Source organism: Pseudoalteromonas sp. MBR-15 (assembly GCF_053628915.1).
In genome coordinates this window covers 52,392-75,424 of record NZ_JBRJHH010000001.1, presented here as the reverse complement: position 1 = coordinate 75,424, position 23,033 = coordinate 52,392, and the positions used below count along the sequence as shown (strand labels likewise).

Here is a 23,033-nt window from a genome sequence, read left to right as displayed (position 1 = left end):
TTTTAATAGATTTAAATGCGTTATAGTGGGTAAAACCCACTAAAACGGACACGATTATGAAAGCATTTGGTTATAGCAAAGCCACCCCAACGCTTGGTGAACATTCCTTACAAGCAATTGAATTACCAGATCCAGTTGCAACGGGCAGCGATATTTTAGTTGCTGTTGAGGCTATTTCAGTCAACCCTGTTGACACTAAAATCCGCGCAAACGTTTCTCCCCAAAGCGGCTATAAAGTCATTGGCTGGGATGCAGTAGGCACAGTAAAAGCCGTTGGTGAAAACGTGTCATTATTTAACGTTGGCGACCGAGTCTATTATGCTGGCGATTTAACTCGCCAAGGCAGTAATGCGCAGTTGCAACTAGTTGACGAACGCATTGTTGGTAAAGCACCCGCAAGCTTAACCAATGCAGAAGCCGCCGCCCTCCCTCTAACCAGTATTACAGCATGGGAATTGTTATTTGACCGTCTGCAAATTACGCAATCAAAAGACAGCAAACCCGCCTCAGTATTGGTAATTGGTGCAGCGGGTGGGGTTGGCTCAATTTTAGTGCAGCTTGCTAAACAGCTAACAAACTTAACAGTTGTTGGCACAGCGGCACGTCAGCAAAGTGTACAATGGCTAACCGACTTAGGCGTAGATTATGTGCTAGATCACAGCCAAGATCTCAATCAACAACGTATTGACGCAGAACTTGATGAATTTGATTATGTAATCAGTTTAACGCATACCGATAAGCACCTTGACAGTATTGTAGAGGTAATTAAACCACAGGGTAAATTAGCACTGATTGATGACCCCGCAAGCTTCGATATTTTAAAGCTTAAGCGCAAAAGTATTTCGCTTCATTGGGAGTTTATGTATACCCGCTCAATGTTTCAAACCGACGATATGATTGCTCAACATCAACTACTAACAACACTTTCAGAGCTTGTTGATAAAGGCATCATTAAAACCACCTTGGGTGAGCATTTAGGAAAAATAAATGTCGAGAACATACTCAAAGCCCATGCTATTTTAGAATCGCATCAAGCACGCGGTAAGTTAGTGCTTGAAGGATTTTAAAATATATAGCTTTAGCACTTATACATGTAAACGCCAGAAAAAATTCTGGCGTAAATCTCTCTAAAGGACAAGTCTATACTATTTCGGCCCGTTTTTTGTGGTATGCCGCTTTGTACTCTAAATACAACCATCTACTGCCGAAGCTGCACCTATTGAAATAAAAATATATAACAATCTAGTATTGTTTCTTGACATATCGCCAGTGCAGACATGCCAAAAGCAAGGCAATTTATTAACAAGCTCAATAATACGTTATATATTATAAAGTTAACGCTACCTTCTTAGATTAGCATTTAAAGTACATTGAGGAAGAGTTACATCAATCTTCTCTAAATGAGCTAAAAGAACATCTTAATTCGCCCTAAATTTCACTATTCTTTAACTGCCAATATTAGCTAAATTCCGCCATTAACAGATTGATAAAAATAAAGTTTGTATTAATTTGTACAATTTCAAGCAACTATTCTTAGATTTTCAATTTACAGTAGCAGCAACCAAATTTCTCATTTGGCATATCTATAGCGACAAGCTTTTCAAGCTAAAGAATGAAAAACCTATAAATTGAGTATTATTAACATGAAAAATCTAAAAATTAGTCAATTGCTCTTTGCTGCTTTTTCCATTCCATTAATAGCAATTATCGGGTTAGCTTTACTTTCTGCAAACAAAATGAAAACCATAAACGAGCAATCAACGATAATCTCTGACAACTGGCTTCCTTCTGTAAGGTATGTTGAACGAATAAATACCCAAACTGCGGATTTACGAAACGAAGAAGCAAAACATATTATCTCAACTGATGCGAGCGAAATAGCAAAGGCAGACTTAGATATTGCGCAAATGCTAAAAGATATAAAGTTCAGTATTGAACAATATAATCAGCTAATTAGCAGTAAAGATGAACAAGTACTGATGGCAAAATTTCAATCAGAATACCAAGAGTATTTAACCATTCAACAACGATTACTTGCGCTTTCAAGAAAAAATGAGAATAAACAGGCTCGTTCACTCTATTTAACTGATTCTCAGAAAGCTTATCAGGAGTACTCAAATATTCTTTTAGCGTTATCAGAGCTGAATGAAAAAAGTGCCTCACAGGCTAGTGAATACGGTGATCTTGTTTACGAACGCTCAATGAACTTATTAACAACTTTAGTCATCTTTGTCATAATTGTCGTTATAGGTAGCTCACTACTATTTACTCGCTACCTAACCAGATCATTAACTAAAGTTCGTGATGCCATGATCAAAATGGCTGACGGCGACTTGACTATTCGTTTAGATGACTCTGGCAGGAATGAGCTGACAACTTTAGCGCAAAGCTTTAATCAATCAGTGAATAATATATGTACGCTCACTGATAAATTATTTACCGTAGCAGATTATACTGAAACATCTGCTGACAGCCTTGCGTGTACTATGCATCAAATTGAGCTAAATTCAAAAATGATGTTGGAGCAAATAGAGCAAATAGCGACTGCACTTACTGAAATGACTACAACAGCTCACGAAATGAGTCAAAATGCCGTTACTGCCGATACAAATGCTAACAGTGCGATCAGTAATGTTGAACAAGGTAATCAATCCTTATCTTTAGCAGGTAAAATTAGTAATGATATCAGTAATGCTATAAATGAATCGGCATCAATAGTTAACCAATTAAAGGAATATTCTGCCGAGATTGGAACCGTTGTTGATGTGATTGATAGCTTATCTGAGCAGACTAATTTGCTAGCATTAAATGCAGCTATTGAAGCCGCCCGCGCGGGTGAGGCTGGCCGAGGTTTTGCTGTAGTAGCAGACGAAGTTCGAGCTCTTGCAGCAAAAACACAACAATCTACAATTAATATTCAAGAAATTATTACTAAGCTACAAAACCAAACAAAACTTGCAGACGAAAATATGCAATTAAATCTTGAACTTATTATTTCTTCACAGCGCAGTGCTGAAAGCGTAAGCAATGCATTTTCAGGTATTTTTAACTCAGTAAAAGCCATCTCTGATATCAATTCAATTGTTGCCACTGCCGCCACTGAACAGTCGAATGTGACAGAAGAAATTTCAAAAAATATCCTCTCCAGTGTAACCATGGTAAATGAAAATGTAGAAGGTGTTTCTAATAGTGCGAAGGCCAGCACCCGTTTATTACAAGAGGCACAACAACAAAAGCAACTATTAGCTTTCTTTAAACGCTAGCTATACATCATTTAACGCTAAGCTGGCTAAGAGATTTAACGTTACTTCGCCAGCTCAGTCATCACTAGCAGTGTTATCGCAAAATTATATAAGAGTGAGTATATAACCCACCGCATCATAAAAGTGCAGTTTTTAAGACTTGCTTCACTATTTTAGTGCTTAGAGATTGCTACAAATATTCCCACAAAAAATAAGTCACTGATTTTAAATAATTTAAAATAAAAATAAAGAGTGGCACAGTTCTTCCAATAGTGAAAAAGGAACTTGCACCTAAAAGGAGACGAACGTGACTAACTTTTATCACACTCTTTACTTACTTTGGCGTTTAGATATTAGCACATGGCATGTGCATGAACCGAACGATCCACATACCACTGCAGATAGGGAGCGTCGCTATGTTAAATAACGATCCTGAATTTATAGAAGCACTGCAAAAGGTATCTGTTCATAACCTTACAATTACCGAAGCCGCTGAACAGTATGACATTCCCAAAAGAACGCTTTACAACGCTGTAAGGCAACAGCATGCAAAATTAAATAAGCAAAAAGCTTATTTAATTGCGACACAAAAACGGCTTAAACAACACCTTCGTAATGTTGAAATGGAGTTGGCTCGCTTCGTTTAAAAAAAGTCTGTATGGTTTAAAAACACGCATTTAACAAATTGGAATGAGTATGCACGCAGTAGAAGTAAACTTTGATGGCTTAGTGGGGCCAACACACAATTACGCGGGATTATCGTATGGCAATGTTGCCTCATTAAGTCATGCCTCATCACATTCAAACCCTAGAGAAGCCGTATTGCAAGGGTTAGAAAAAATGAAGGCAATGCATGAGCTCGGCTTAGAACAAGGTATTTTTGCACCCCATGCTCGTCCTGATCTCAACGTATTAAAACGTTTGGGATTTACTGGCAGCGACAGGCAAATTATTGAAAAAGCATTTAAAGCCGATCCCATTTTACTGCGAGCCTGTTACAGTGCGTCTGCTATGTGGACTGCAAACGCAGCAACCGTGTCTCCCTCTGCTGATACGCTTGATGGCAAAGTACATTTTACAGCTGCAAACTTAAACAACAAATTTCACCGCTCATTAGAACCGACAACGACAACAGCGTTGTTGAAAGCCATGTTTAACAACGACCACTATTTTAGCCATCACTGTCACTTGCCTGACCAAGGTTTTTTCGGTGATGAAGGTGCTGCCAATCATAATCGTTTATGCGATAGCCATGCAGATACGGGGTTAGAGGTATTTGTATTTGGGGCGAGTAGCTTTAATAATGCACTCCCCAAACCAAGTAAATTTCCTGCACGGCAAACACTCGAGGCATCACAGGCTGTTGCTCGTTTGCACCAATTAAAACCCCACAGCCAGCTATTTATTCAACAAAACCCTGTTGTGATTGACCAAGGTGTGTTTCATAACGATGTAATTGCAGTCGCAAATGGCAATGTTTTACTGTGCCATGAGCAAGCTTTTTTAAACCAAGCGCATGCCTTAGATGAAATAAAAAAAGCCTATACCGGTGAAAAAACCCTGCATATTATTGAAGTACCGACCCAAAAAGTAAGTATTACCGATGCTGTAAGCAGCTACTTATTTAATAGCCAACTTATTACACTTGCCGATGGCAGCATGCTGTTAGTCGCTCCACAAGAATGCCAACGTAACTCCGCTGTGCATCAATATATTCAAGAATTAATTTTGTCGGATAATCCGATACAACATGTCCGTTTTTTTGATTTACGGCAGAGCATGCAAAATGGCGGAGGCCCTGCGTGCTTACGCTTGCGTGTTGCATTAAACGCCAACGAGCTTAACGCGGTAAACCCTGCCGTGCGCTTTAGTCACGACAAATATGACCAACTAGTCAATTGGGCTAACACACATTATCGCGATTCATTAACGAGCAATGACTTTGCTGATCCTCAGCTTTTAACTGAAAGCTATCAAGCACTTGATGAGCTTACCTCGTTACTTAATTTAGGCTCTGTTTATCCATTTCAACAACAATAACGTCATGAAAATTAAAGCAGTACATTCAATAAAAGGGGTCGCCAGTTCGTTAAATACCCTGCTCATTAATAGTGTAGAAAGTGGTGCATCCATCGGGTTTATTGCACCGTTATCATTACACGCAGCTCATGACTATTGGCAAGGCGTTAATACTGACTTAGCCACGCCATATCGACGCCTTTATTTAGCTATGGAAGGTGAGCAAGTGATTGGCTCTGTTCAATTATCTTTGTGTTCAAAAGCAAACGGAATGCACCGAGGTGAAGTAGAAAAACTGATGGTGCACACCGACTATCAAGGCCAAGGCATTGCAAAACAATTAATGAACACCCTAGAAACCGACGCTAACGCAATGGGGATTAGTTTATTAGTACTTGATACCCGTATGGGGGATATCGCATCCACTCTATATCGTAAGCTTAACTACATTGAAGCGGGCTCAATCCCAGGTTTTGCAAAAAGTTCCGCGGGTACGTTTGATGCAACAGTGTATTTCTATAAGCAAATCGGCTCTCGTTGATGGGGCCGAATTCAATCACTGATGACATAATTTTTCATTATTGTTCTGGGTGAGAATGTTCACCTTTTTTCAATAATAGTAAAAAACCGCACACTCTAAATTCAGCGAAAGCAGAAAAGTTATTATAAGTTGTTAAATTAATATACTTTATATGTAAGATAGCTGCATATTTCATTCTGCTTTTTTGATAAACGCAACGAGTTAATAACAATTCAAGTTCTATTAAGTTTTCGTTACTTATACTTCCTAGCATACACATAACACACTAAAGGAATGAATCATGAACTTTAAATCAACAATGCTTAGCAGCGCTATCTTACTTGCTCTCGTTGGTTGTGGCTCAGACAACGACAAAAATGACAACATAGCTCAGCCGCAAATGGCTAAATTCACTCTGGGTGTATCTGATGCGCCAGTAACAGGCTTAAAAGCTGTCAATGTGGTATTTGATTCAATCACACTGAGAACGCAAGGCGGTGAAGAATTCACTTTTGAAACGCGTGAAGACGATGATGAAACAAAACCTGAAATGGTCAACTTACTTGACTACACAGGCGACGATGTTTTCGCTCTTTTAGAAGATGAAGAAGTGCCTGCAGGCGAGTATCAGTGGATCCGTGCTGATGTTATCAATGGTGATACAAACGACTTAACAATGACATCACATGTTGTGTATGAAGATGACAGCATTGAACCATTAATCGTTAAACGTAAAGGCAACGACGGTGTGGGTGAAATTCAACTTGATGGCTTCACGCTTAATCAAGCTGGTAACGAATTTGTTATTGAATTTGACCTTAAAAAATCATTAGTTGACCCGCAAAATAGTTCTGAAATTGTGCTTAAGCCTCGTGGTGTTCGTTTAGAGAACTTGGCTGAATCGCAAGATATTGAAGGCACAGTAAGCGACGTATTAATTGCTAACTGCGAAACCGATAATATTGCTATTGCTGCTGAAGATGGCTCGTTTGGCCACGCTGTTTACCTGTATAGCAGTGACGTAGAAACACCAATGGACAACTACGAAGTAAATGAGAACGAAACACCGGCTGATGCACCACTCGCAACGGCTAATGTGGTTTTTGATAGTGAAGATAATCAATACGAGTTCGAACTTGCGTTCATTCAACCTGGTGATTACCAACTTGCTTACACATGCGCTGCACACATCGATGATGCAGAGGCAGAAGACCAAGCATTTACGCTTCATCAAATTAAACCTGTTACCGTTACATCGGGTGAAGACCTAACAGTGTCATTCACATTACCTGAGTAATAAAGGTTAATACCCCACTTAAAAGCCCGCTTTGCGCGGGCTTTTCTATTCTTTATCATATGAAACAGCCAAAGACTAAACCAGCATAGTCTTTCCCTTGTTGCTGTGCTGGTTTTCTCGTTGTGACTATTTGAATATGTTAATATTATAAGCCTTACCAAAACAGTCTGGGCTATGTTATGACATCGCGTATTTTAAAATCGATTTTCTATTCCTCTCTTATGTTAGGCTCAGCCCTGTTTCTACAAGGCTGCCAAGACCAACCACAATCCGACCATGTAGCAGTGAGTGGCGGCCTTATTCAAGGACAACAGCAAGGGCGAGTTATTGCCTATAAAGGCATTCCCTATGCAGCGCCCCCTGTGGGAAACTTACGCTGGCGAGCCCCTCAACCGGTTACTAAATGGCAAGGTGTCAAGGTATTGGAAAATTATGCCCCCGATTGCATGCAAAAACCATTTGCTGGTGATGCTGCGCCATTAGCAACCACGCCATCAGAAGACTGTTTGTATTTGAATGTGTTTAAACCCGCCAAGCACAGTGATAGCCCTTACCCTGTTGTAGTTTGGATCCATGGTGGCGGCTTTGTAAACGGTGGGGCTTCACCAGCAGTATACTCTGGCGAAAGCTTTGCTAAACAAGGTGTTATTTTTGTCAGCTTTAATTATCGTTTAGGTCGATTCGGCTTTTTTGCGCACCCTGCCCTCACACGATTTGAAAATGATGCACTGGGTAACTACGCATTAATGGACCAAATTGCAGCGCTTGAATGGGTGAAAAAAAATATCGCTCAATTTGGTGGCGATGCATCAAAGGTGACATTAATGGGTGAATCTGCAGGTGGTGCATCAGTGCATGCGATGATGCAAACGCCGGCTGCTAATAATTTATTTCAGCAAGCAATTATTATGTCTGCTGGTGGCCGAGACCTATTTAAACAACGGCCTTTACACAGTAATGACGACACGGTGTTAAGCGCAGAACAAATCGGTGAAAACTTTGCTAAGCAGCATACAATTTTAGGCAGCGATGAAAACGCGCTGGCTGCGCTTCGTGAGTTATCTGCCGAAGATATTATCGATGACCTCAACTTAAGCACGCTACACCAACAAAATACCGACGTACCAAACTATGTTGGTGGCCCCATTATTGATGGCACCATTATTAGTGCATCAACCGAAACGCGTTTAAGAAAAGGGACATTTAGCCACATACCAGCCATGGTTGGCACTACAGACAGGGATTTAGGGTTTGCAGGATTTGCTTCAAAAGACGCTTTATTCGACAGCTTTGCTGGGCACAACACACAGGCAAGAATGACATACGACGCCAATGGCGACACTCCACTGCCCGTGCTTAATTATCAGATTGGTCAAGATGCACAAATGCAAGAACCTGCTCGATTTGTTGCTAAACGCATTTCAGATATGGGCAAGCAGGCTTATTTATACCGCTTTGGCTATGTAGCGCAAACTTTAGATAAACCAGGAGCAGAGCATGCCAGCGAAATTCCGTATTTCTTTAATACGGTGCAAGCAAAATACGGTCATGTTACCACCGAACAAGACAAGCAAGCGGCTAAAATTATGCACCGTTATGTTACTAACTTTATTAAATTAGGCACGCCAAATGGCCCGGGACTCCCGAAGTGGTCTGCGTTTAAACATGATGAGCCATTTTTACTGCAAATGAATAAAACAGGTACCGCAGAGTTTTTACCTGACCCATTACAAGCTCGGTTAAACATCACCGAAGCAAAAGCAGAACAACAATAATCAATAGACGAGGCGCGTAATATAAGCGCCTCGTTAGCTTTTAACCTTGCTGCTGTACGTACTCAAGTGCCGTCATTTTTTTGTAGGTCACATTAGGATGAAACACATGCGTGGGTTCTGGGTCTACCACTTCGATAGGCGTTCCCTGACTTCGTGCAATATCAAGTGCCATTTGCGTAATATTGACACTAAACGAGGTGCCTATAAATACAATTTTATTAGCATCGAGCATACGTTGCTGCGCCTCAGAAATACGATAAAGTTCGGTGTAATACTCATCGAATAACAACACATACGGCTTAAGCGATTGATTAACAATAGGACTTTCATTACTAATGTTGAACACCTCAAGTAATGAATGGTGTAAGTTATCTTCGTTTACTTTATCCCATGGAGCGTTGAAGGCCATCACTTCATCACCTTGATTGTGAAAGACCGTCATTTGATCTAAACGACCGTGAATCGCAATGTAATCGGTGTTACCCGCCTTTCCATCAAGGCCATCAATGTTTTGTGTTATAAGATTTTTATCGCTCAACCAATGATGAACTTCGTTCGGACCATGATGTCGGTACGTTGCAAAGCGATGGTAGTACCACGCTAAAAATTCGCGTGGGTTGTTTTGATACATCGCACGTGTTGCCATTTCCATCGGCGTGTAGTTTTTGCTGCCAATGGTCCAAAATCCATCTTCGCCACGAAAAGTTGGGATCCCGCTTGCGGCACTCACCCCTGCGCCTGTGATATAGAGTGTATTCATAATGATAACTGTACCTTGTAGCCAAGCGCATCGGGTGTTACTTGCTGGTTATTGTTCATGCCCCCAATGCGATACAAACTGCCTTGATGTTCTAATAATCCGCGGTGATCCATACTGGCGGTATTTGCCTTTGGCATCGCGTGCCAATCATTGCTGTCGACATCAAAACGCCACACATGATCGCTTGCAGGGGCTGGTTTACCATCGTAACCCATGCCATTGTAATTATAGGGATTCGCTGAACCACCCATCATATATATATCGCCATTAAAGCTGGTTGCTGCCATGCGATAATGTGCCACGCCAGTGGGATGAGGAATCGTTCGCCAATCAATTTTTAAGGGGTTATCAGCATCAATGGTTCCTTTTAGGCACTGTGGAACCGCAGCAAACGAGCGACGTTTATCAGCATTCGCTTTGGTTTCTACGCCATCACAAACCAACATAGTATTGCCGCTAATGGCAGCCGCTTGACCAAACACCGGTTTCCCTAAAAATGGTGAAGCCTGTTGCCATGTATCCGTTTTAATATCGTAAACTTGCACTAAGTTTACGTTACCATCGTTATGCCAACCACTGACTAAATAAATATAACGTTGTTTATATGCCAAAGCGACACTGTCATCTACCGGCACTGGCATGCTGGTAAGTGAGGTGTATGAATTAGTAATCACATCATAACGATACACATCTGGGGTCGATACCTCTTGATGATCATGGCTTACCGTATAGCCACCAAATACATAAGCATGCTCACCAACCCCCACTGCGGTACTGGCTAAACGCCCCACTAAAGGTTGAGTACTCGGTACCCCTTTAGCTGCGTGCCAAGAATCATCACCAACTTTAAGTACCCATACTTTATTATGAATATCATGATGTGCTTTACCCTTACCTAGTCCCATAAAACTTAAAAAGTAAGCTTGTTCATGAATAACTACTTTAGCAACCGCATTATTGGCTACCGGTTCTGGTAAGGCTGGAATTGTTGCAAGTGCAATAGAAAATAGCAGGCTCATAAGATGAATAAACGACTAAAAACAGACGTTAAGAATACCATTTTATGAGCCCGAGGAAAGGCCTAGTAAGCAATACTAATACGTTGATTTAAATGTGCTGCAGATTGCGCTTCATCAAGCATGGCTTTAGCGTAATCGGTTACTGATATTTTGCTTTCGCCGTTTGAGTCAGTAAAGAAGCTGTCGCCTCCTACACGATAAGGGCCCTCTGAATCACCAGGATAAATTACCGCAGCAGGGGATACAAAGGTCCAAGGTGTATCTGCGGTTGATGCTCTAAACACCTCAAGCGCTTCACCTTGTGCACGTGCTTCATCTTTATATTCAGCTGGAAAATCAGGGCTAGAAATCAACGTGACACCCGGTGCAACCTCTAAACTACCGGCGCCCCCTACCCATAAAATACGTATGCCAGTGCCAGCCAATGCACTCAGTAATTGTTGAGCACTGTTAGCCACAATCTCATGATTACCAAGAGCACGACCACCAATAGCCACAATTACTGCATCGCTGCCTGCTGCGGCGTTTGCTATATCGTCTTTTGTTAAATCAAATTCAGTTATCGTGACATTATCTTGGGTTACTTTACCTGCGTCTCTTACTAACACATTAACTTGGTGACCGCGTGTTAATGCTTCTGAAGTAATGTGGCTACCAATCCAGCCTGATGCGCCTAATACTGCTAATTTCATGAGGAATACTCCGTTGTTTGTTTCATTAACAGCAGTTTACTTGTTCACCATTTACTGATAAATACACTACATAGATACACATTGTTTCATATTAAGATACCAATGGATAAACTCAATTCAATTACAAGCTTTGTCGAAGTGGCGCGCACAGGGAGTTTTACACAGGCCGCTGAACACTTAGGTTTAAGCCGACTACAAGTATCAAGACATATTCAAGATATTGAAAAGTGGCTTAATTTAAGATTGTTTCATCGAACAACGCGTAAAGTCAGTTTAACTATTCAAGGCGAAGAAGCGCTAAGCTATTGCCAGCAAATATTAAATCAAGTGTCTGACTTACAAAGCCGTGCTCACAGTCATAACAATGAATTAGTCGGTACAATTCGACTCGCATCTCCCATTGGTCTTGGGCAACATAAACTGTTTGAGGCCATTGAAGCATTTACCAAGCGCCATCCACAAACTCGGTTTGAGTTATTACTGTCCGATAGTCTATCGCAGCTTGTTGATGACCGCGTAGATATTGCCCTGCGCTATATCCACCAGCCTGATGAAGGGTTAATTGCTCGCAAGCTTATGTATATAGCAACAGCGGTATGCGCATCGAAGGCGTATTTAGCACAGCACAATACAATAAACGACCCCAATGACTTAGCCACGCATAATTGCCTTGTCCATAAAAAACACAGCGTGTGGCAGTTTCAACGTAACGGTAATACACAAAAGGTCACCGTTAAGGGCAACATAGTCGCCAATGATATGGGCGTATTACTCAAAGCAGCTAAACAAGGAATGGGGATTGCTCACTTACCCTGCGATTTAGCGAATGATCATTTGTTATCCGGTGAACTTATAAAAGTGCTGCCAGAGTATACAACCGTTGGTTCACATATATGGGCAGTGTATTTATCGCGAAATTTTCAACAAAATGTAGTGCGAGCCTTTATCGACTTTTTAGCAGAGCAGTGGCATCACGATATTTTGTAATCTAAATGCGCTGCAGGCACGTACAACTAGCAAAAAGGAGTCGTAATGCAGCACTTAGACCACGAAATATCACGCATCATTGAAATGGCGTGGGAAGACAGAACCCCGTTCGAAGCAATAAAGCAACAATTTGGCTTAAATGAAAAAAGCGTGATCGCTTTAATGCGCCAGCAGCTAACAAACTCAAGCTTTAGACTCTGGCGAAAACGCGCAACAGGCAGGCAAACCAAACATTTAAAACTTCGCCACCCCGATATCTCAAGAGGTTACTGTAAGACCCAATATAAGCACAGGTAAACCTGTATACATATCGGTTTAGTACGAAGGCGATTCGTTGTTAAAAAACGCCAAACAGACTTAGCTATGTTGCCTCAGTTGTTAGCCGTACATATTTTTCAGCAAGCTCATCGAGTGACTCGCGATGATTTGGATCAGGCTTAATACAATCAATAGGACACACACTAACACAGGTCGGGTTATCATAATGCCCGACACACTCAGTGCATTTATTAGGATCAATTTGATAAATCTTTGCGCCCATGTAAATAGCTTCGTTCGGACATTCTGGATCACACATATCGCAGTTAATACATTTGTTATTGATGAGTAATGCCATGACAAACCTTACAGGAAGATAAAGAAGTTCCGCTTTTAAAACCTTCACCGAAAATTTCAAAACGTAACAAAAATTGCAGCCGCGTAATATAGTTTGCAATGAGCAAACATTCTTTGATCTAGATCAAGCTCTACACCCGCATCACTCTCTAATCATTCAAGATTGAATGATTAACTGTAGTTAGCAACTATCTACTGAGCACAAATTGTGTAAGGAGATTAGTGAGCTGTTTTATAATATTTAGAATTAGCTTATCCCTACCAGCGTTGTTAGCAAACTCCACATAAAAAACAAATTTTTCGCAGAAATGTGGCTATGAGGAAGGGTTCTAAATTGGAATTAACCGAGTAATGTCGGGAGATATAAATTTAGGAGTCCTATATGAATAGCAAAGTTGGTATTTTTTGGTTCGTTGAAAACACATTAGTCTATAAAGCTCAAAATGCTATCGACTTAAAGGCAGGTCAACTTGGTTTTATCGATAGCCCACTGCAACACCAAGTCGAATGGGAGGAGAATAATATTTACCAATTGTTTGGGTTAACACTATTCAACAGTGACTACTACAACTTTCCCAGAGGCCGAGTTGTTTTTAATGTTGATCAAAAAACCTCATACGTATATTTAGACAAAAGCTTGTTTAAAAAGCACATAGTAAATGAGATAAAAGTTAAATTTTTTTTGGCGCATACAAACATCAAGTTCTTTACAGATCCTCATTACCATTGCTTTGCTAGCATTTAGTAAAAGTTAAATACTACCTATACCTGAGCGCTGATACACAGTGTATAAGCGCTTAAACTTTACAAAGCTATTTATTTACCTGAAGGTGCGGGAGATTGGCTACGTATAAATGCTGGAATATCAAAAATATCATTTTTAGTAGATACAACACGTTTAGGTGCTTTTTCTGGTTCGGCTTGAGGTGGTGTTTCTTCCCATAAATTAGATTTAATAAGCTTACTTTTTGCACCTGTAGCAATCACTAATATTTCAAAATTATTAGCAAGACTAGTTATTTTGGAAGCACCGCAAATAACCACCGCATTCGGACTCACTTGTTGGCGTACTGTATCCATAATGGTGTTGTAACTGCCTAATGAGATCTCATCGACACAATTAATTTGTACAATAACACCTGTGCTTGTACTCATATCAACACTACTAACCAACGGATTACTCAGGGCTTGCGTAAGGGCTGTTTGTAAATCGCTTTCATCGGCGCATTTACCTACCCCCAAGACGGCATCGCCTTGTGCATCCATTACTCTTTGAAAGTCTCGCAGATCTACGTTAATTAATCCCTGATAACACAACATATCAATAAGAGACGTAATTAAAGAATGTAAAATTTGATTGCTGTGTTTAAAGGCATCAAATAAGCCTATGTCATTGCCTAGCACTTCAATAAGTTGATCATTTGGCAAAGTAACTACAGCATTAGCATATTGCTTTAATTCATCAAGCCCTTGCTCGGCTACTTTTCGCCTAAAGTCCCCCTCACTGGTAAAGGGTAAAGTGGCAATACAGATTACGGGCTTATTTAGATCTTTGGCTAACTTAGCTATATATGGGCTTGCGCCTGTACCTGTGCCTCCACCTAAGCCTGTTGCGCATAAAAGTATGTCGCAGTTATTAATAAGCGTTAATAATTGCTCTTCACTTTCTTGTGCGGCGAGTAGCCCTATTGCTGGGTCTGCACCAGCACCATAGCCGTTTGTAAGCTCTGCACCTATCAACACAAAGTCATCACTTTGAGAGTGTTCTAATACAACCTTATCGGTATTAACGTTATAAAACTTCGTTTGTGGGTTTTGAACCTCATTAAAAATGGTATTAACTGTGTTACAGCCACAGCCGCCAATACCAAACACGCCAATAGACAAGCCATCTAAATTCTCAACTAATTCAAACATTGCAGCTCCTTATTTTTTAAAGAGCATAGCAATAGGGTGCGTCAATATTTGACGCACCTAAACTTACTGATTATAAATATTAGCGGCAGCCTTTATTTTATTAATGACTCTGTTACGAATAACCACAGGCTCGATGACCTCTAACCAATGAGCTAATTTAAACAATTCATCAATTAATTGTTGAGTATCATCTACTTTAAAAGTGAGTAAGGAGGTTTGTGCGTCTAATTGCTGCTTTTCGATTAGCTCTCCAAGCTCTATAAACCCTTGATTAATAGCCGATTGAGTAGGCACTTTGATGACCAAGTTAATTGGCTCTTGGCGTTTACCTTTATTAATTGCCAATCGTAATGAGCTTAACTGCTCTAGATTTGGTTCACGCCGTGTTTTTTGCAAAATGTGTACATTGCGGATGCGGTAAACTGGCGTTTGATAGCATTTATCGTGAAGCTCACCCACCATAAACTGCGCCATTAAAATACCATTATCTTCCTCAAGTCCATAAAAACTAAGTTCAGAAAAGGCCAGCCAGTGTGCCTGCTCATATAAAACGCGATAAATTTCAGCACTAACAACGCGCTTATGTTTTATTGCATGTTCGATTTGTTTAACAACCTTGCTGTCAAGATTTACCTTTATTGAAGAACCATGTTCTTGATTCAACCACTCGGGCTTATGGCCATTTAAACGCTGTAACGCAACATCTGCTTTTGCATGAATTGATTGTTTAATATCTACAGGAATATTTTGCGGCAGTAACTGCTCAAGCAATAAATAATGCTGAGCAAGCTCTGTGCTCATCACTGTCGAATTTCCACGCCATTCCTTATTAATAGACCAACCATAAGGCTTTGTTCGCGTGTCTTTTTCAAGGCCAAAACAGCCTTGATCGTAAAGTGATTGAAGATCGCGTTGTAGCATACGAGTAGAGAGCTTAATGCCGCTATCAAAAAGCTTATGTTTTAACTGGGTTATAGAGATGGAGCTTGGCTGTGAAGGCAAAAGCTCTAGAATTGTTAAATGGCGTTGTGAGCTCATGGTAAAACACTAATTATGTAATTATATTTCATCATCTTCGGAGTTTTTATAAAAATATCTCAACCTAGTTTTAAAAATATTATTCATTAAATACTAAATCAAAGTGCTCTTCTAATGGTTCAATACGGCTTTCAAACCAACTTAAAAGCTCTTTAATAGCCTGCTGATTTTTAGTAAACAAATCTATGTTGTGGTAGTTCACATTAAATTGCCCATCTTTATAGAATAAGCTTTGCTCTTCATCAAATAATCTATTCGATATACCGTTTTGATTGATTATCCACCCCTCTGGTGGGGTATCATCTTCATTAAGGTCCTCAAGGAAAAACTCGTTTGTTATTGAGCAAAGCGTAATGCCAAAAAACACTAAAATTTCGTATGTGCTCAAGCTACAATGAGAAAAAGTTAATGGCTTTAAATTTAAGGTAAATAATAAAGCCTGCCTCATATCATCATATTGCTCTTTCGAAGCAATACTTCCGAAAACAGAAATTTCATCAGTATCAATAACAACTTGGCAAACATCGTCGTCTTCACTTTGGTAGTTTATTTCTAGCGTGTCATCAAATCTAACAATTTCTATTGTATTACTTTCGTATCTAATGGTTTGAATTAATTCATCTACATTATTTTTAATTCCCAACACTCTTAATTCTTTAATACTGTCTGCTAATTGATAATGAAGAACTTCAATAATTTTAAAAAAGTCTTTGGCTAATTTTTTGCTCTTTCTTAATTCGTAAACGTGAGTAATAACGTCACCCTTCAATAAAAAAACTAATTGAAGAAGGTTGTTTTCATCAAAAATTAAAGCTTTATTTTTGTAAGCCTTATATTTATATGGAGTTCCTAAAACATTTTCATCAGGAATAATTCCATTACCGTTTTTATTTAAAAAACTATCATTAACGTGATTGTCTTTATGTCGAATGCTATGCTCTGAGTACTCATCAGAATAGCTATTCCAAGGGATGTTTTGCATCATAAATTCGTATGCTTCAGGGCTATTACCTGGCGCTTGAATTTTAACGTCATGCTTTCTTGCTGATAGCTGCCTTACTAAGCAGCCAGCTTTGAGTTTACTGTTATATGAGCAAATTACTTGTTTAGTCTGTAATGTCTCAAAGTAATCATCTACGACCCTTTCGTATACTTTAATTCGTTGATCTTCTGATTCATCAATTAGTTTCCACCCTTGCTTTGGTTTTAGAACTTTTCCGTTAGAGATAGTAGGGGTAAGGTGTACATTTCCGGTTTGACTGTGCATGAGATCAGGAAACGCATCAATATGTTTGCAAATAAATTTAAGTTCTCTATTTCGTTGTTCTTTACTTGCAAATCTTTGAGCAAATCTATTTCTATTATCGACAACGTGTGAGCCATCTAGGTCATGACTGATTAATTTTTTTACCCCCCATTTAGAGTACTGATACCATAGCTCACCGTCTAACTCAGAAAATACAAAGTTACAATCTGTAGAAAATTTATTTGCTGTTGGGTCTTTCCAATATAAACCACTGCTTGAAAACTCTTGTAATTGGCTAAGATCAAACCACTCTGGCGTGATTTTGTTATCGTAAGCTTGAATTAACGCTACGCAAATTTCATCTATTACCTCAGGGGAAACATCTCTATTTAGTTCATATTCAATATCAAACTGAAGTGAAGGTGATGTTTGCTCACAAATAGAGCCTAACTGAAAGGGGATGATACATTTAAGTAATTTAGAATATATTAACAGTGTCTGTTCTTTTTCATCGAACATGGCATAAGCCGGACTATCGTCGTTATATATTTTTATATCTGTTTGGCCGTGTATTTCCAAAACCTCGGTAGCATCTTCGGATGTGGCGCTGTAATTATTGAACTTAATAAGCTCAAGTAACTGTTCTCTATATTGAGCTGCATTTTCTAATCGTTCATCGCCATCTTTACCTCTGCTCTCAAAATCCGCTAACTGATTATCCATAAAAGCAGCTACAGCTAGTAAATTTTCAGAACGAGAAAACAGCCCCCAAATTTCAACTTCACCATTTTCAAGCTCATCATGGTAATGGCCATCTGCTAAGCAATTTCCTCCCAATCGCTGGCCCCAACGTTCTATTTCTGAAGTTTGGCTTGCAGGTGACCAGAAGTAATCCCCTAGGTCCAAGTCTTTCTTTGCTTCGTTTGTATTTTCTAAAAACACCTTGCGGTCAATATTTCTAAACCAATCTTCAGCAAGATTTAATAAGCCTTTAAAATGGGAGTGTTCAATGGAACGCATGTTTTTTAGTGCTTTTGCATGTAAATCGCCCTTAGTTTTCTTTTTACTAATTTCAACGAGTTCATTGATAAACTTTGTAATTTTATGTAGGTCTTTTTCTAGTTGCTCATTTGGTTTAAAGCGATGGACCTCTTCACCTTTACTCAATAGTGAATTCGCCCAGTCTGGTAAATGATCTTTACTTATTTGGGACTGGATAGCAAAAGAGTCATTTGCTTTTGCATATTTAACTGTTTTAGAAACGATTAAGTCTCGGTAGTCCGCTGGTAGCTTTTTAAACTTAGATGCTGCATAAGCTTCAATTGCTTCTGGGTAAATGTAATTAGGCATGAGTTTATTCCATCCTTGTTAAAAAATTTATATTTATAACCTTTCAAAGTAACAGCCAAAAATTATCAGTTATTAACTTAGCCTTTACGCACCAAAAAAGGTATATCGCTTAATAGTGTTTCGAAAATATTCTTGAAAACAAACCAACAAACCAACAAACCAACAAACCAACAAACCAACAAACCAAATCCTACATATCATATTAAAACTCAAAAGATAATTCCCTTTTTAAGTTCTGAGGAAATTCCATTACTATTACATAGTACTCATTTATTTCTTCAATCAAATACCTAAACTCATGCGAGTTTAGAGCAGGCCTTTCTTTCCCACACTTGATCATAAACAAATTGCCGTATAACTCTTCAAACTTCCCTAAAGTGTCTAATGCACTTAACGTAAGAACGGCTAGATGCACTAAGCCCTAGCTTTAATCAATTCCTGACTTTTTATATTCTTCAACAACTCCGTTTTTAATTCTATTTTTATCAATCAACATAAAACTTAACCTTAAATTTTTACACGTAAAATGACTGTATACTTTTTAACGCTCAAAACGGTAACTCTATACGGTTTTCACTTTTGGGATTAATATCAAAAGGAACAACCCAGAGCTTTAACGTGCCACCTTCATAATTAAAACTGTGCGGGAACGCGCTAGTAAACACTTCCGTTTTTGGGTAAATAAGCACTAGAAAGCCTTTACCCTTTAAGTAAGTATGGCCATAGCCAAGCATCTGGTAAAAGTCAGCTTGAGAGAGACCAAACTTGTCTCTTAGCGCTGAATTTTGTTCGTTTATTACCTTCCATTTAGTATCCAAAACAATGTCACTATCCCCTTTACGTGATATGTATAAATCGGGTTTTAGTAAAAAGTAAGGTATACTATCGTAATCAACTAACGATTTAGAGCTAACCTGCGCAGACAGCTCGCCAATACCGGTTATATGCTTTTTTAAATACTGAGCAACAAAGCTTTCAAACACCGCTTCCATTGGAAACAACAACGAAAATGCATTACTTTTTCCCTGCAAAGTTAACGGGGAATAACCATCAATAATTAACTTTGTCCACGCCAGTGGAGCTTCGTAATACTTCATCCCTCTATCTAACTTAACGCTAGCAAAGTCATTTTTAACACTATTACTTAATGGAATCTCTGCGAAAGCGAATAATAACTCTTGCAGTAATTTTTGATTATTAGCACAGCGGCTATAACCTTTCACCTTCACAAGTGCGGTGTGTATTAATCGATTAACAGGTCTATCTTGTAAATACTCTTCGTACTCAACATAAAACTTATGTTTATTGATAAAGTTATGCTTAACTTGCTTACCTACCAAAAGCTTACCTTTTAAAAAGGTAACGTTATCTTCTTTTAGTACATAGTCACTTTTAAGCCCGCGCTTTATTAAGGTATTTACAGAAGCTAAAAACTGGCTTATAAAAACCTCTAGTAAAGGTATTTTATTTTCAGCTAAATTAGCGTTATTAGTTTGTAAGTGCCTAAACTGCTTGAGTGATTTAAGCATCATTAGTAATGACGCACGCGAGGTGCTTTCATCACTATTTTTAGCTACTTTAGGCAATACCTCTATTTGAGTTCCATCGGGTGTGAAAATCACACCAGCATAGTTTTTAACTTGTAATACTTCACAGTTATCAACTTGCCCCAAGCGCATAAATCGACTTTCTGAGTCATCACATAAACATAATCCACGCAAATACAAATATGATTTTTTGGGTATGACTTTAATTTTTTCAGATTGACTAGCACTTTCGCCAAAACCTAAATAGCCAAACTCAAATACAGTAATTTGATGTTTAATTGTATGCATTACTAATCACTCAAACTACTCCCCTAAGAGTATCACCTGCAATGCTTTGTGTAGGTTTTGTGATCACCTTGTGATCATAAATAGCTTGATAAGCTATGGGGTTATTCCAAGCTGATTCTTGATCATCAAAATCACTCAAGGTAAAGGTTGTTTTTTGGTCTTCATAAGTTTCTAGACCATGATTTTCACCAAAAATATCTTTATAGTTTTCGCTTTTAGATTCCACAAAAATATATTGTTTTAACCCAATGTTGTCTTTGCGGTTATCACCTAACACTAAACGAATTTTGTTCCAATCTTCAAAAAAATACTCTTCCATTAGCGGAATAATTTTGTTTTTGAAGATATTTTTAAGCTCACTAAAGGCTTTATTTTGAGCATCGTCGTCACTATTCAAAGCATCTAAAACAGGAATAAAAAAGGCATGCCCAAGTGTATGCTCTCGGTCATATAACACTTCAATGCGTTTATTCATTGATATAAGTAACAACTCAAGGTTAATACCCTTAACTACTTTATCTTTAAACAGCTCAGGTTGAGGCATCATTTCAACAAAATCAAAACGGCGGCGCAGTGCCGTGTCCATCATGGCTAATGAGCGGTCAGCTGTGTTCATAGTACCAATGATATAAAGGTTTTCTGGTACTGAAAATTTATCACCAGAGTATGGCAACCTCACTTCAAGGGCTTCATCGTTTCCTAAACGTTTAGATGGCTCGATTAAAGTGATCAACTCACCGAAGATCTTTGAAATATTTCCTCGGTTAATTTCATCAATGATTAAAACGTAATTATCGGCTTGTTTCACTCTATGTGCAGTTTCTACGTTGATACCCTGCTCTAGTAAATATGATAATGTGTTATTTACATTAAACCTGGAAAGTAAACAAAAAGTTGGGATGTGGAAGTTCTTACTATCATTTAAGCTTTTTAAATCAACCGAAAGATCTTTAGCTAACCATTTCACCGGAATTTGGTGGCAAAAATCAGGCCTTGTTGGCACTCCTCTTTCATTAAAAAAGTAATCTCCGGTTATAACACCAATCGCTTCAATTGAAGATTTACTATTTATACAAAGAATTAAATCACCAACATCAGCTTCTTGAGTAAATGAAGTCAATGAGTTCTGATTGTTAGAACCAAGTCCATTAAAATAATCATTACGCACACCCGTACTTAAGTCACCAGTATCACTCCAACCTATGACTGCGATATCATTTTCATAACAATAAGTTTTTGCTGGGTTTTTGTTTGTACTTTCTATTGATATTTTCCAAACATTCCCATCAGGATCAATTAAGCTATGTGTATCTAATTCAACTTGTTTATTAGCATCGTTACATATTTCTTTAAATATACCGTCTTTTTCATAGTAGCTTAGCTGCTCATTTTCAGTTTTAGCGCTAAGCCCTTCAACAAACTCTTCATAACCATAACTTTGGTGGAATGTTACAAGACGAATTCGTTGTGCTTTCACTAATCGCTCGTATTCTAGTCTTAATTCACCTCTTGTGTGCCAAACAAAGTTTGGGTTGGCAGCATTAACTGACGCTTCAATAGCATGGTAAGTTTTACCAGTTCCTGGTGGGCCGTACAAAATTTGGTTAAGGGGAGATTGATTCTTGCTTAGATTTCCCATAATTTGATCCGCTCCTTTTCCATTTACTTCAATAACTTGCGAGGAAGGGTGAACTTCATTTTTTTGGTTAAAAATTTGATGTGTATGCCATATCAAAATATTACGTTTGTATGCGTCAGTGTCTGGTTCTATGAAGGGAGTAACTGCATTTATTAAAGAACAATTATCTTCAAACCAATGCTTATTTTGGGGTATGTCTAGTTCAAAATGTAAATTTAATCCTTTGATTATCTCATTTAGATGTTTCTTACCCACCACGTTAGTTAAATGTTCAGGATCAGCTAATGAAAATACTCGATGTAATACCGAATACAATATTCTTGAAAAACCTTCCTGACTTTTCCAATCATCAAATGCTTGATCAAAAGTGGCTATTGTTGGCTTAGTCAAAATCTCTAATGTAAGTTTCTGAAGAAATGCTTTATTATCATCTATCTCTCTTTGGTACATAAAACCATTACCAACGCTCGCAATACCATTGCTTTTTTTAAGCCACATACTGTGTAGTAAATCGTCAGTGACCAACTTGGCTAATGTAATATTGTTTTTTAAACTACAAGTTGCTTTATAGTTTTGATACCAGCCTTCTTCTTTAAAAACATAAGCACTTAACCACTTAAACAATATTGCTAAGCTATGCTCACTCTCTCCCTGTAGCCAAAGATTATTAACTGTTTCTTCATATTCAGGTTTTATTAGTATGCCAGAACTCTGTGGACTCCATTGCTGTTCGGGGCAGGCTTTTAGAAGCAGCACTTGAGGGACCAGTCCTTCATTACAATCATGTCTTATACCCTCAACTCGAAAATCAATATAAGCACGCTCTTTGGTTAAGTCTTTCCAACACTTATCTATATAACTGGCTTTTGTAACGACACCCTTTGCGATAATGCCTCGTGTGCCTTTGCCTAGCTTTATTAGATAAACATTATCACCTTCTAACACTTGTTTACTGTGGCAAGACCACCGAACAATTTCATCTTTTTGGTAGTCTAAAGTTCCTTGGTCTGAGCCTTCTCCACCTGACAAAAAGTTTTTAGGATTCCAACTTAATAAATAAGATGACACTCAAACCTCTCTGT

Annotated in this window: 19 protein-coding genes; 10 read left to right on the top strand and 9 right to left on the bottom strand. The window is 38.7% G+C overall.

Annotation, left to right across the window (positions count from 1 at the left end):
• Positions 1 to 56 precede the first annotated feature (56 nt).
• The 7 genes from ACSSVW_RS00295 to ACSSVW_RS00265 all read left to right on the top strand — a co-directional run bounded on the left by ACSSVW_RS00295 (position 57) and on the right by ACSSVW_RS00265 (position 8,853).
• A complete protein-coding gene (locus ACSSVW_RS00295) occupies positions 57 to 1,067 on the top strand; it encodes a zinc-binding alcohol dehydrogenase family protein (RefSeq protein WP_036972344.1) in 1,011 nt (336 codons plus the stop codon).
• A 576-nt stretch (positions 1,068 to 1,643) separates the two neighbouring features.
• Positions 1,644 to 3,263: a methyl-accepting chemotaxis protein gene (locus ACSSVW_RS00290; RefSeq protein WP_454178604.1), complete on the top strand. Its 1,620-nt coding sequence runs from the start codon at positions 1,644 to 1,646 to the stop codon at positions 3,261 to 3,263.
• A 395-nt stretch (positions 3,264 to 3,658) separates the two neighbouring features.
• Complete coding sequence (locus ACSSVW_RS00285) at positions 3,659 to 3,889, top strand: helix-turn-helix domain-containing protein (protein WP_454178603.1); 231 nt, start codon at positions 3,659 to 3,661, stop codon at positions 3,887 to 3,889.
• 49 nt (positions 3,890 to 3,938) lie between these two features.
• Positions 3,939 to 5,282 (top strand): N-succinylarginine dihydrolase, encoded by a 1,344-nt coding sequence (astB, locus tag ACSSVW_RS00280; protein ID WP_454178602.1) that lies wholly within the window; start codon positions 3,939 to 3,941, stop codon positions 5,280 to 5,282.
• Positions 5,283 to 5,286: 4 nt separating this feature from the next.
• Positions 5,287 to 5,802: a GNAT family N-acetyltransferase gene (locus ACSSVW_RS00275; RefSeq protein ID WP_180311718.1), complete on the top strand. Its 516-nt coding sequence runs from the start codon at positions 5,287 to 5,289 to the stop codon at positions 5,800 to 5,802.
• Positions 5,803 to 6,082: 280 nt separating this feature from the next.
• The gene (locus ACSSVW_RS00270) at positions 6,083 to 7,078 is read left to right on the top strand and encodes a DUF4382 domain-containing protein (RefSeq protein WP_074988705.1); all 996 of its coding nucleotides are present in this window, start codon (positions 6,083 to 6,085) and stop codon (positions 7,076 to 7,078) included.
• Positions 7,079 to 7,257: 179 nt separating this feature from the next.
• Complete coding sequence (locus tag ACSSVW_RS00265; protein ID WP_454178601.1) at positions 7,258 to 8,853, top strand: carboxylesterase/lipase family protein; 1,596 nt, start codon at positions 7,258 to 7,260, stop codon at positions 8,851 to 8,853.
• A 40-nt stretch (positions 8,854 to 8,893) separates the two neighbouring features.
• On the opposite strand, the gene ACSSVW_RS00260 is transcribed toward ACSSVW_RS00265, so the two are convergent.
• The 3 genes from ACSSVW_RS00260 to ACSSVW_RS00250 all read right to left on the bottom strand — a co-directional run bounded on the left by ACSSVW_RS00260 (position 8,894) and on the right by ACSSVW_RS00250 (position 11,324).
• Positions 8,894 to 9,613, bottom strand: coding sequence for an SIR2 family NAD-dependent protein deacylase (locus ACSSVW_RS00260; protein ID WP_454178600.1), 720 nt, complete (start codon positions 9,611 to 9,613; stop codon positions 8,894 to 8,896).
• A complete protein-coding gene (locus ACSSVW_RS00255) occupies positions 9,610 to 10,632 on the bottom strand; it encodes a Kelch repeat-containing protein (protein ID WP_454178599.1) in 1,023 nt (340 codons plus the stop codon). Before ACSSVW_RS00255 ends, ACSSVW_RS00260 begins: the two co-directional genes overlap by 4 nt.
• A gap of 62 nt (positions 10,633 to 10,694) precedes the next feature.
• Entirely contained in the window at positions 10,695 to 11,324 is a 630-nt protein-coding gene (locus ACSSVW_RS00250) for an NAD(P)-dependent oxidoreductase (RefSeq protein ID WP_118845147.1), read from the bottom strand.
• Positions 11,325 to 11,426: 102 nt separating this feature from the next.
• Here ACSSVW_RS00250 and ACSSVW_RS00245 point away from each other — a divergent pair, with 102 nt between their 5' ends.
• On the top strand, positions 11,427 to 12,311 hold the full coding sequence (locus ACSSVW_RS00245) for a LysR substrate-binding domain-containing protein (protein WP_454178598.1): 885 nt from the start codon (positions 11,427 to 11,429) through the stop codon (positions 12,309 to 12,311).
• Between the two features lie 45 nt (positions 12,312 to 12,356).
• Positions 12,357 to 12,608, top strand: a complete 252-nt coding sequence (locus ACSSVW_RS00240) for a TIGR03643 family protein (RefSeq protein WP_036972356.1) — start codon at positions 12,357 to 12,359, stop codon at positions 12,606 to 12,608.
• A gap of 64 nt (positions 12,609 to 12,672) precedes the next feature.
• On the opposite strand, the gene ACSSVW_RS00235 is transcribed toward ACSSVW_RS00240, so the two are convergent.
• The gene (locus tag ACSSVW_RS00235; protein ID WP_421420121.1) at positions 12,673 to 12,927 is read right to left on the bottom strand and encodes a YfhL family 4Fe-4S dicluster ferredoxin; all 255 of its coding nucleotides are present in this window, start codon (positions 12,925 to 12,927) and stop codon (positions 12,673 to 12,675) included.
• 381 nt (positions 12,928 to 13,308) lie between these two features.
• On the opposite strand from ACSSVW_RS00235, the gene ACSSVW_RS00230 reads away from it, so the two are divergent.
• Complete coding sequence (locus ACSSVW_RS00230; RefSeq protein WP_454178597.1) at positions 13,309 to 13,671, top strand: hypothetical protein; 363 nt, start codon at positions 13,309 to 13,311, stop codon at positions 13,669 to 13,671.
• Positions 13,672 to 13,742: 71 nt separating this feature from the next.
• Here the strand turns inward: ACSSVW_RS00230 and ACSSVW_RS00225 are convergent, their stop codons facing one another.
• From ACSSVW_RS00225 to ACSSVW_RS00205, 5 genes are all read right to left on the bottom strand, one after another.
• Complete coding sequence (locus tag ACSSVW_RS00225; RefSeq protein ID WP_454178596.1) at positions 13,743 to 14,843, bottom strand: cell division protein FtsZ; 1,101 nt, start codon at positions 14,841 to 14,843, stop codon at positions 13,743 to 13,745.
• Between the two features lie 63 nt (positions 14,844 to 14,906).
• The gene (locus ACSSVW_RS00220) at positions 14,907 to 15,881 is read right to left on the bottom strand and encodes a helix-turn-helix transcriptional regulator (protein WP_454178595.1); all 975 of its coding nucleotides are present in this window, start codon (positions 15,879 to 15,881) and stop codon (positions 14,907 to 14,909) included.
• Positions 15,882 to 15,960: 79 nt separating this feature from the next.
• Entirely contained in the window at positions 15,961 to 18,477 is a 2,517-nt protein-coding gene (locus ACSSVW_RS00215; RefSeq protein ID WP_454178594.1) for a hypothetical protein, read from the bottom strand.
• 548 nt (positions 18,478 to 19,025) lie between these two features.
• Positions 19,026 to 20,312: an McrC family protein gene (locus ACSSVW_RS00210; RefSeq protein WP_454178593.1), complete on the bottom strand. Its 1,287-nt coding sequence runs from the start codon at positions 20,310 to 20,312 to the stop codon at positions 19,026 to 19,028.
• A gap of 10 nt (positions 20,313 to 20,322) precedes the next feature.
• Entirely contained in the window at positions 20,323 to 23,019 is a 2,697-nt protein-coding gene (locus tag ACSSVW_RS00205; protein ID WP_454178592.1) for an AAA family ATPase, read from the bottom strand.
• Positions 23,020 to 23,033 lie beyond the last annotated feature (14 nt).

Excerpts from the sequence above, each read along its gene's own strand:
- ACSSVW_RS00240 (WP_036972356.1), top strand. The coding sequence starts at position 12,357 with ATGCAGCACTTAGACCACGAAATATCACGCATCATTGAAATGGCGTGG.
- ACSSVW_RS00260 (WP_454178600.1), bottom strand. The coding sequence starts at position 9,613 with ATGAATACACTCTATATCACAGGCGCAGGGGTGAGTGCCGCAAGCGGG.
- ACSSVW_RS00255 (WP_454178599.1), bottom strand. The coding sequence starts at position 10,632 with ATGAGCCTGCTATTTTCTATTGCACTTGCAACAATTCCAGCCTTACCA.
- astB (WP_454178602.1), top strand. The coding sequence starts at position 3,939 with ATGCACGCAGTAGAAGTAAACTTTGATGGCTTAGTGGGGCCAACACAC.
- ACSSVW_RS00235 (WP_421420121.1), bottom strand. The coding sequence starts at position 12,927 with ATGGCATTACTCATCAATAACAAATGTATTAACTGCGATATGTGTGAT.
- ACSSVW_RS00250 (WP_118845147.1), bottom strand. The coding sequence starts at position 11,324 with ATGAAATTAGCAGTATTAGGCGCATCAGGCTGGATTGGTAGCCACATT.
- ACSSVW_RS00245 (WP_454178598.1), top strand. The coding sequence starts at position 11,427 with ATGGATAAACTCAATTCAATTACAAGCTTTGTCGAAGTGGCGCGCACA.
- ACSSVW_RS00215 (WP_454178594.1), bottom strand. The coding sequence starts at position 18,477 with ATGCCTAATTACATTTACCCAGAAGCAATTGAAGCTTATGCAGCATCT.
- ACSSVW_RS00230 (WP_454178597.1), top strand. The coding sequence starts at position 13,309 with ATGAATAGCAAAGTTGGTATTTTTTGGTTCGTTGAAAACACATTAGTC.
- ACSSVW_RS00270 (WP_074988705.1), top strand. The coding sequence starts at position 6,083 with ATGAACTTTAAATCAACAATGCTTAGCAGCGCTATCTTACTTGCTCTC.
- ACSSVW_RS00285 (WP_454178603.1), top strand. The coding sequence starts at position 3,659 with ATGTTAAATAACGATCCTGAATTTATAGAAGCACTGCAAAAGGTATCT.
- ACSSVW_RS00275 (WP_180311718.1), top strand. The coding sequence starts at position 5,287 with ATGAAAATTAAAGCAGTACATTCAATAAAAGGGGTCGCCAGTTCGTTA.
- ACSSVW_RS00210 (WP_454178593.1), bottom strand. The coding sequence starts at position 20,312 with ATGCATACAATTAAACATCAAATTACTGTATTTGAGTTTGGCTATTTA.
- ACSSVW_RS00290 (WP_454178604.1), top strand. The coding sequence starts at position 1,644 with ATGAAAAATCTAAAAATTAGTCAATTGCTCTTTGCTGCTTTTTCCATT.
- ACSSVW_RS00225 (WP_454178596.1), bottom strand. The coding sequence starts at position 14,843 with ATGTTTGAATTAGTTGAGAATTTAGATGGCTTGTCTATTGGCGTGTTT.
- ACSSVW_RS00220 (WP_454178595.1), bottom strand. The coding sequence starts at position 15,881 with ATGAGCTCACAACGCCATTTAACAATTCTAGAGCTTTTGCCTTCACAG.
- ACSSVW_RS00295 (WP_036972344.1), top strand. The coding sequence starts at position 57 with ATGAAAGCATTTGGTTATAGCAAAGCCACCCCAACGCTTGGTGAACAT.
- ACSSVW_RS00265 (WP_454178601.1), top strand. The coding sequence starts at position 7,258 with ATGACATCGCGTATTTTAAAATCGATTTTCTATTCCTCTCTTATGTTA.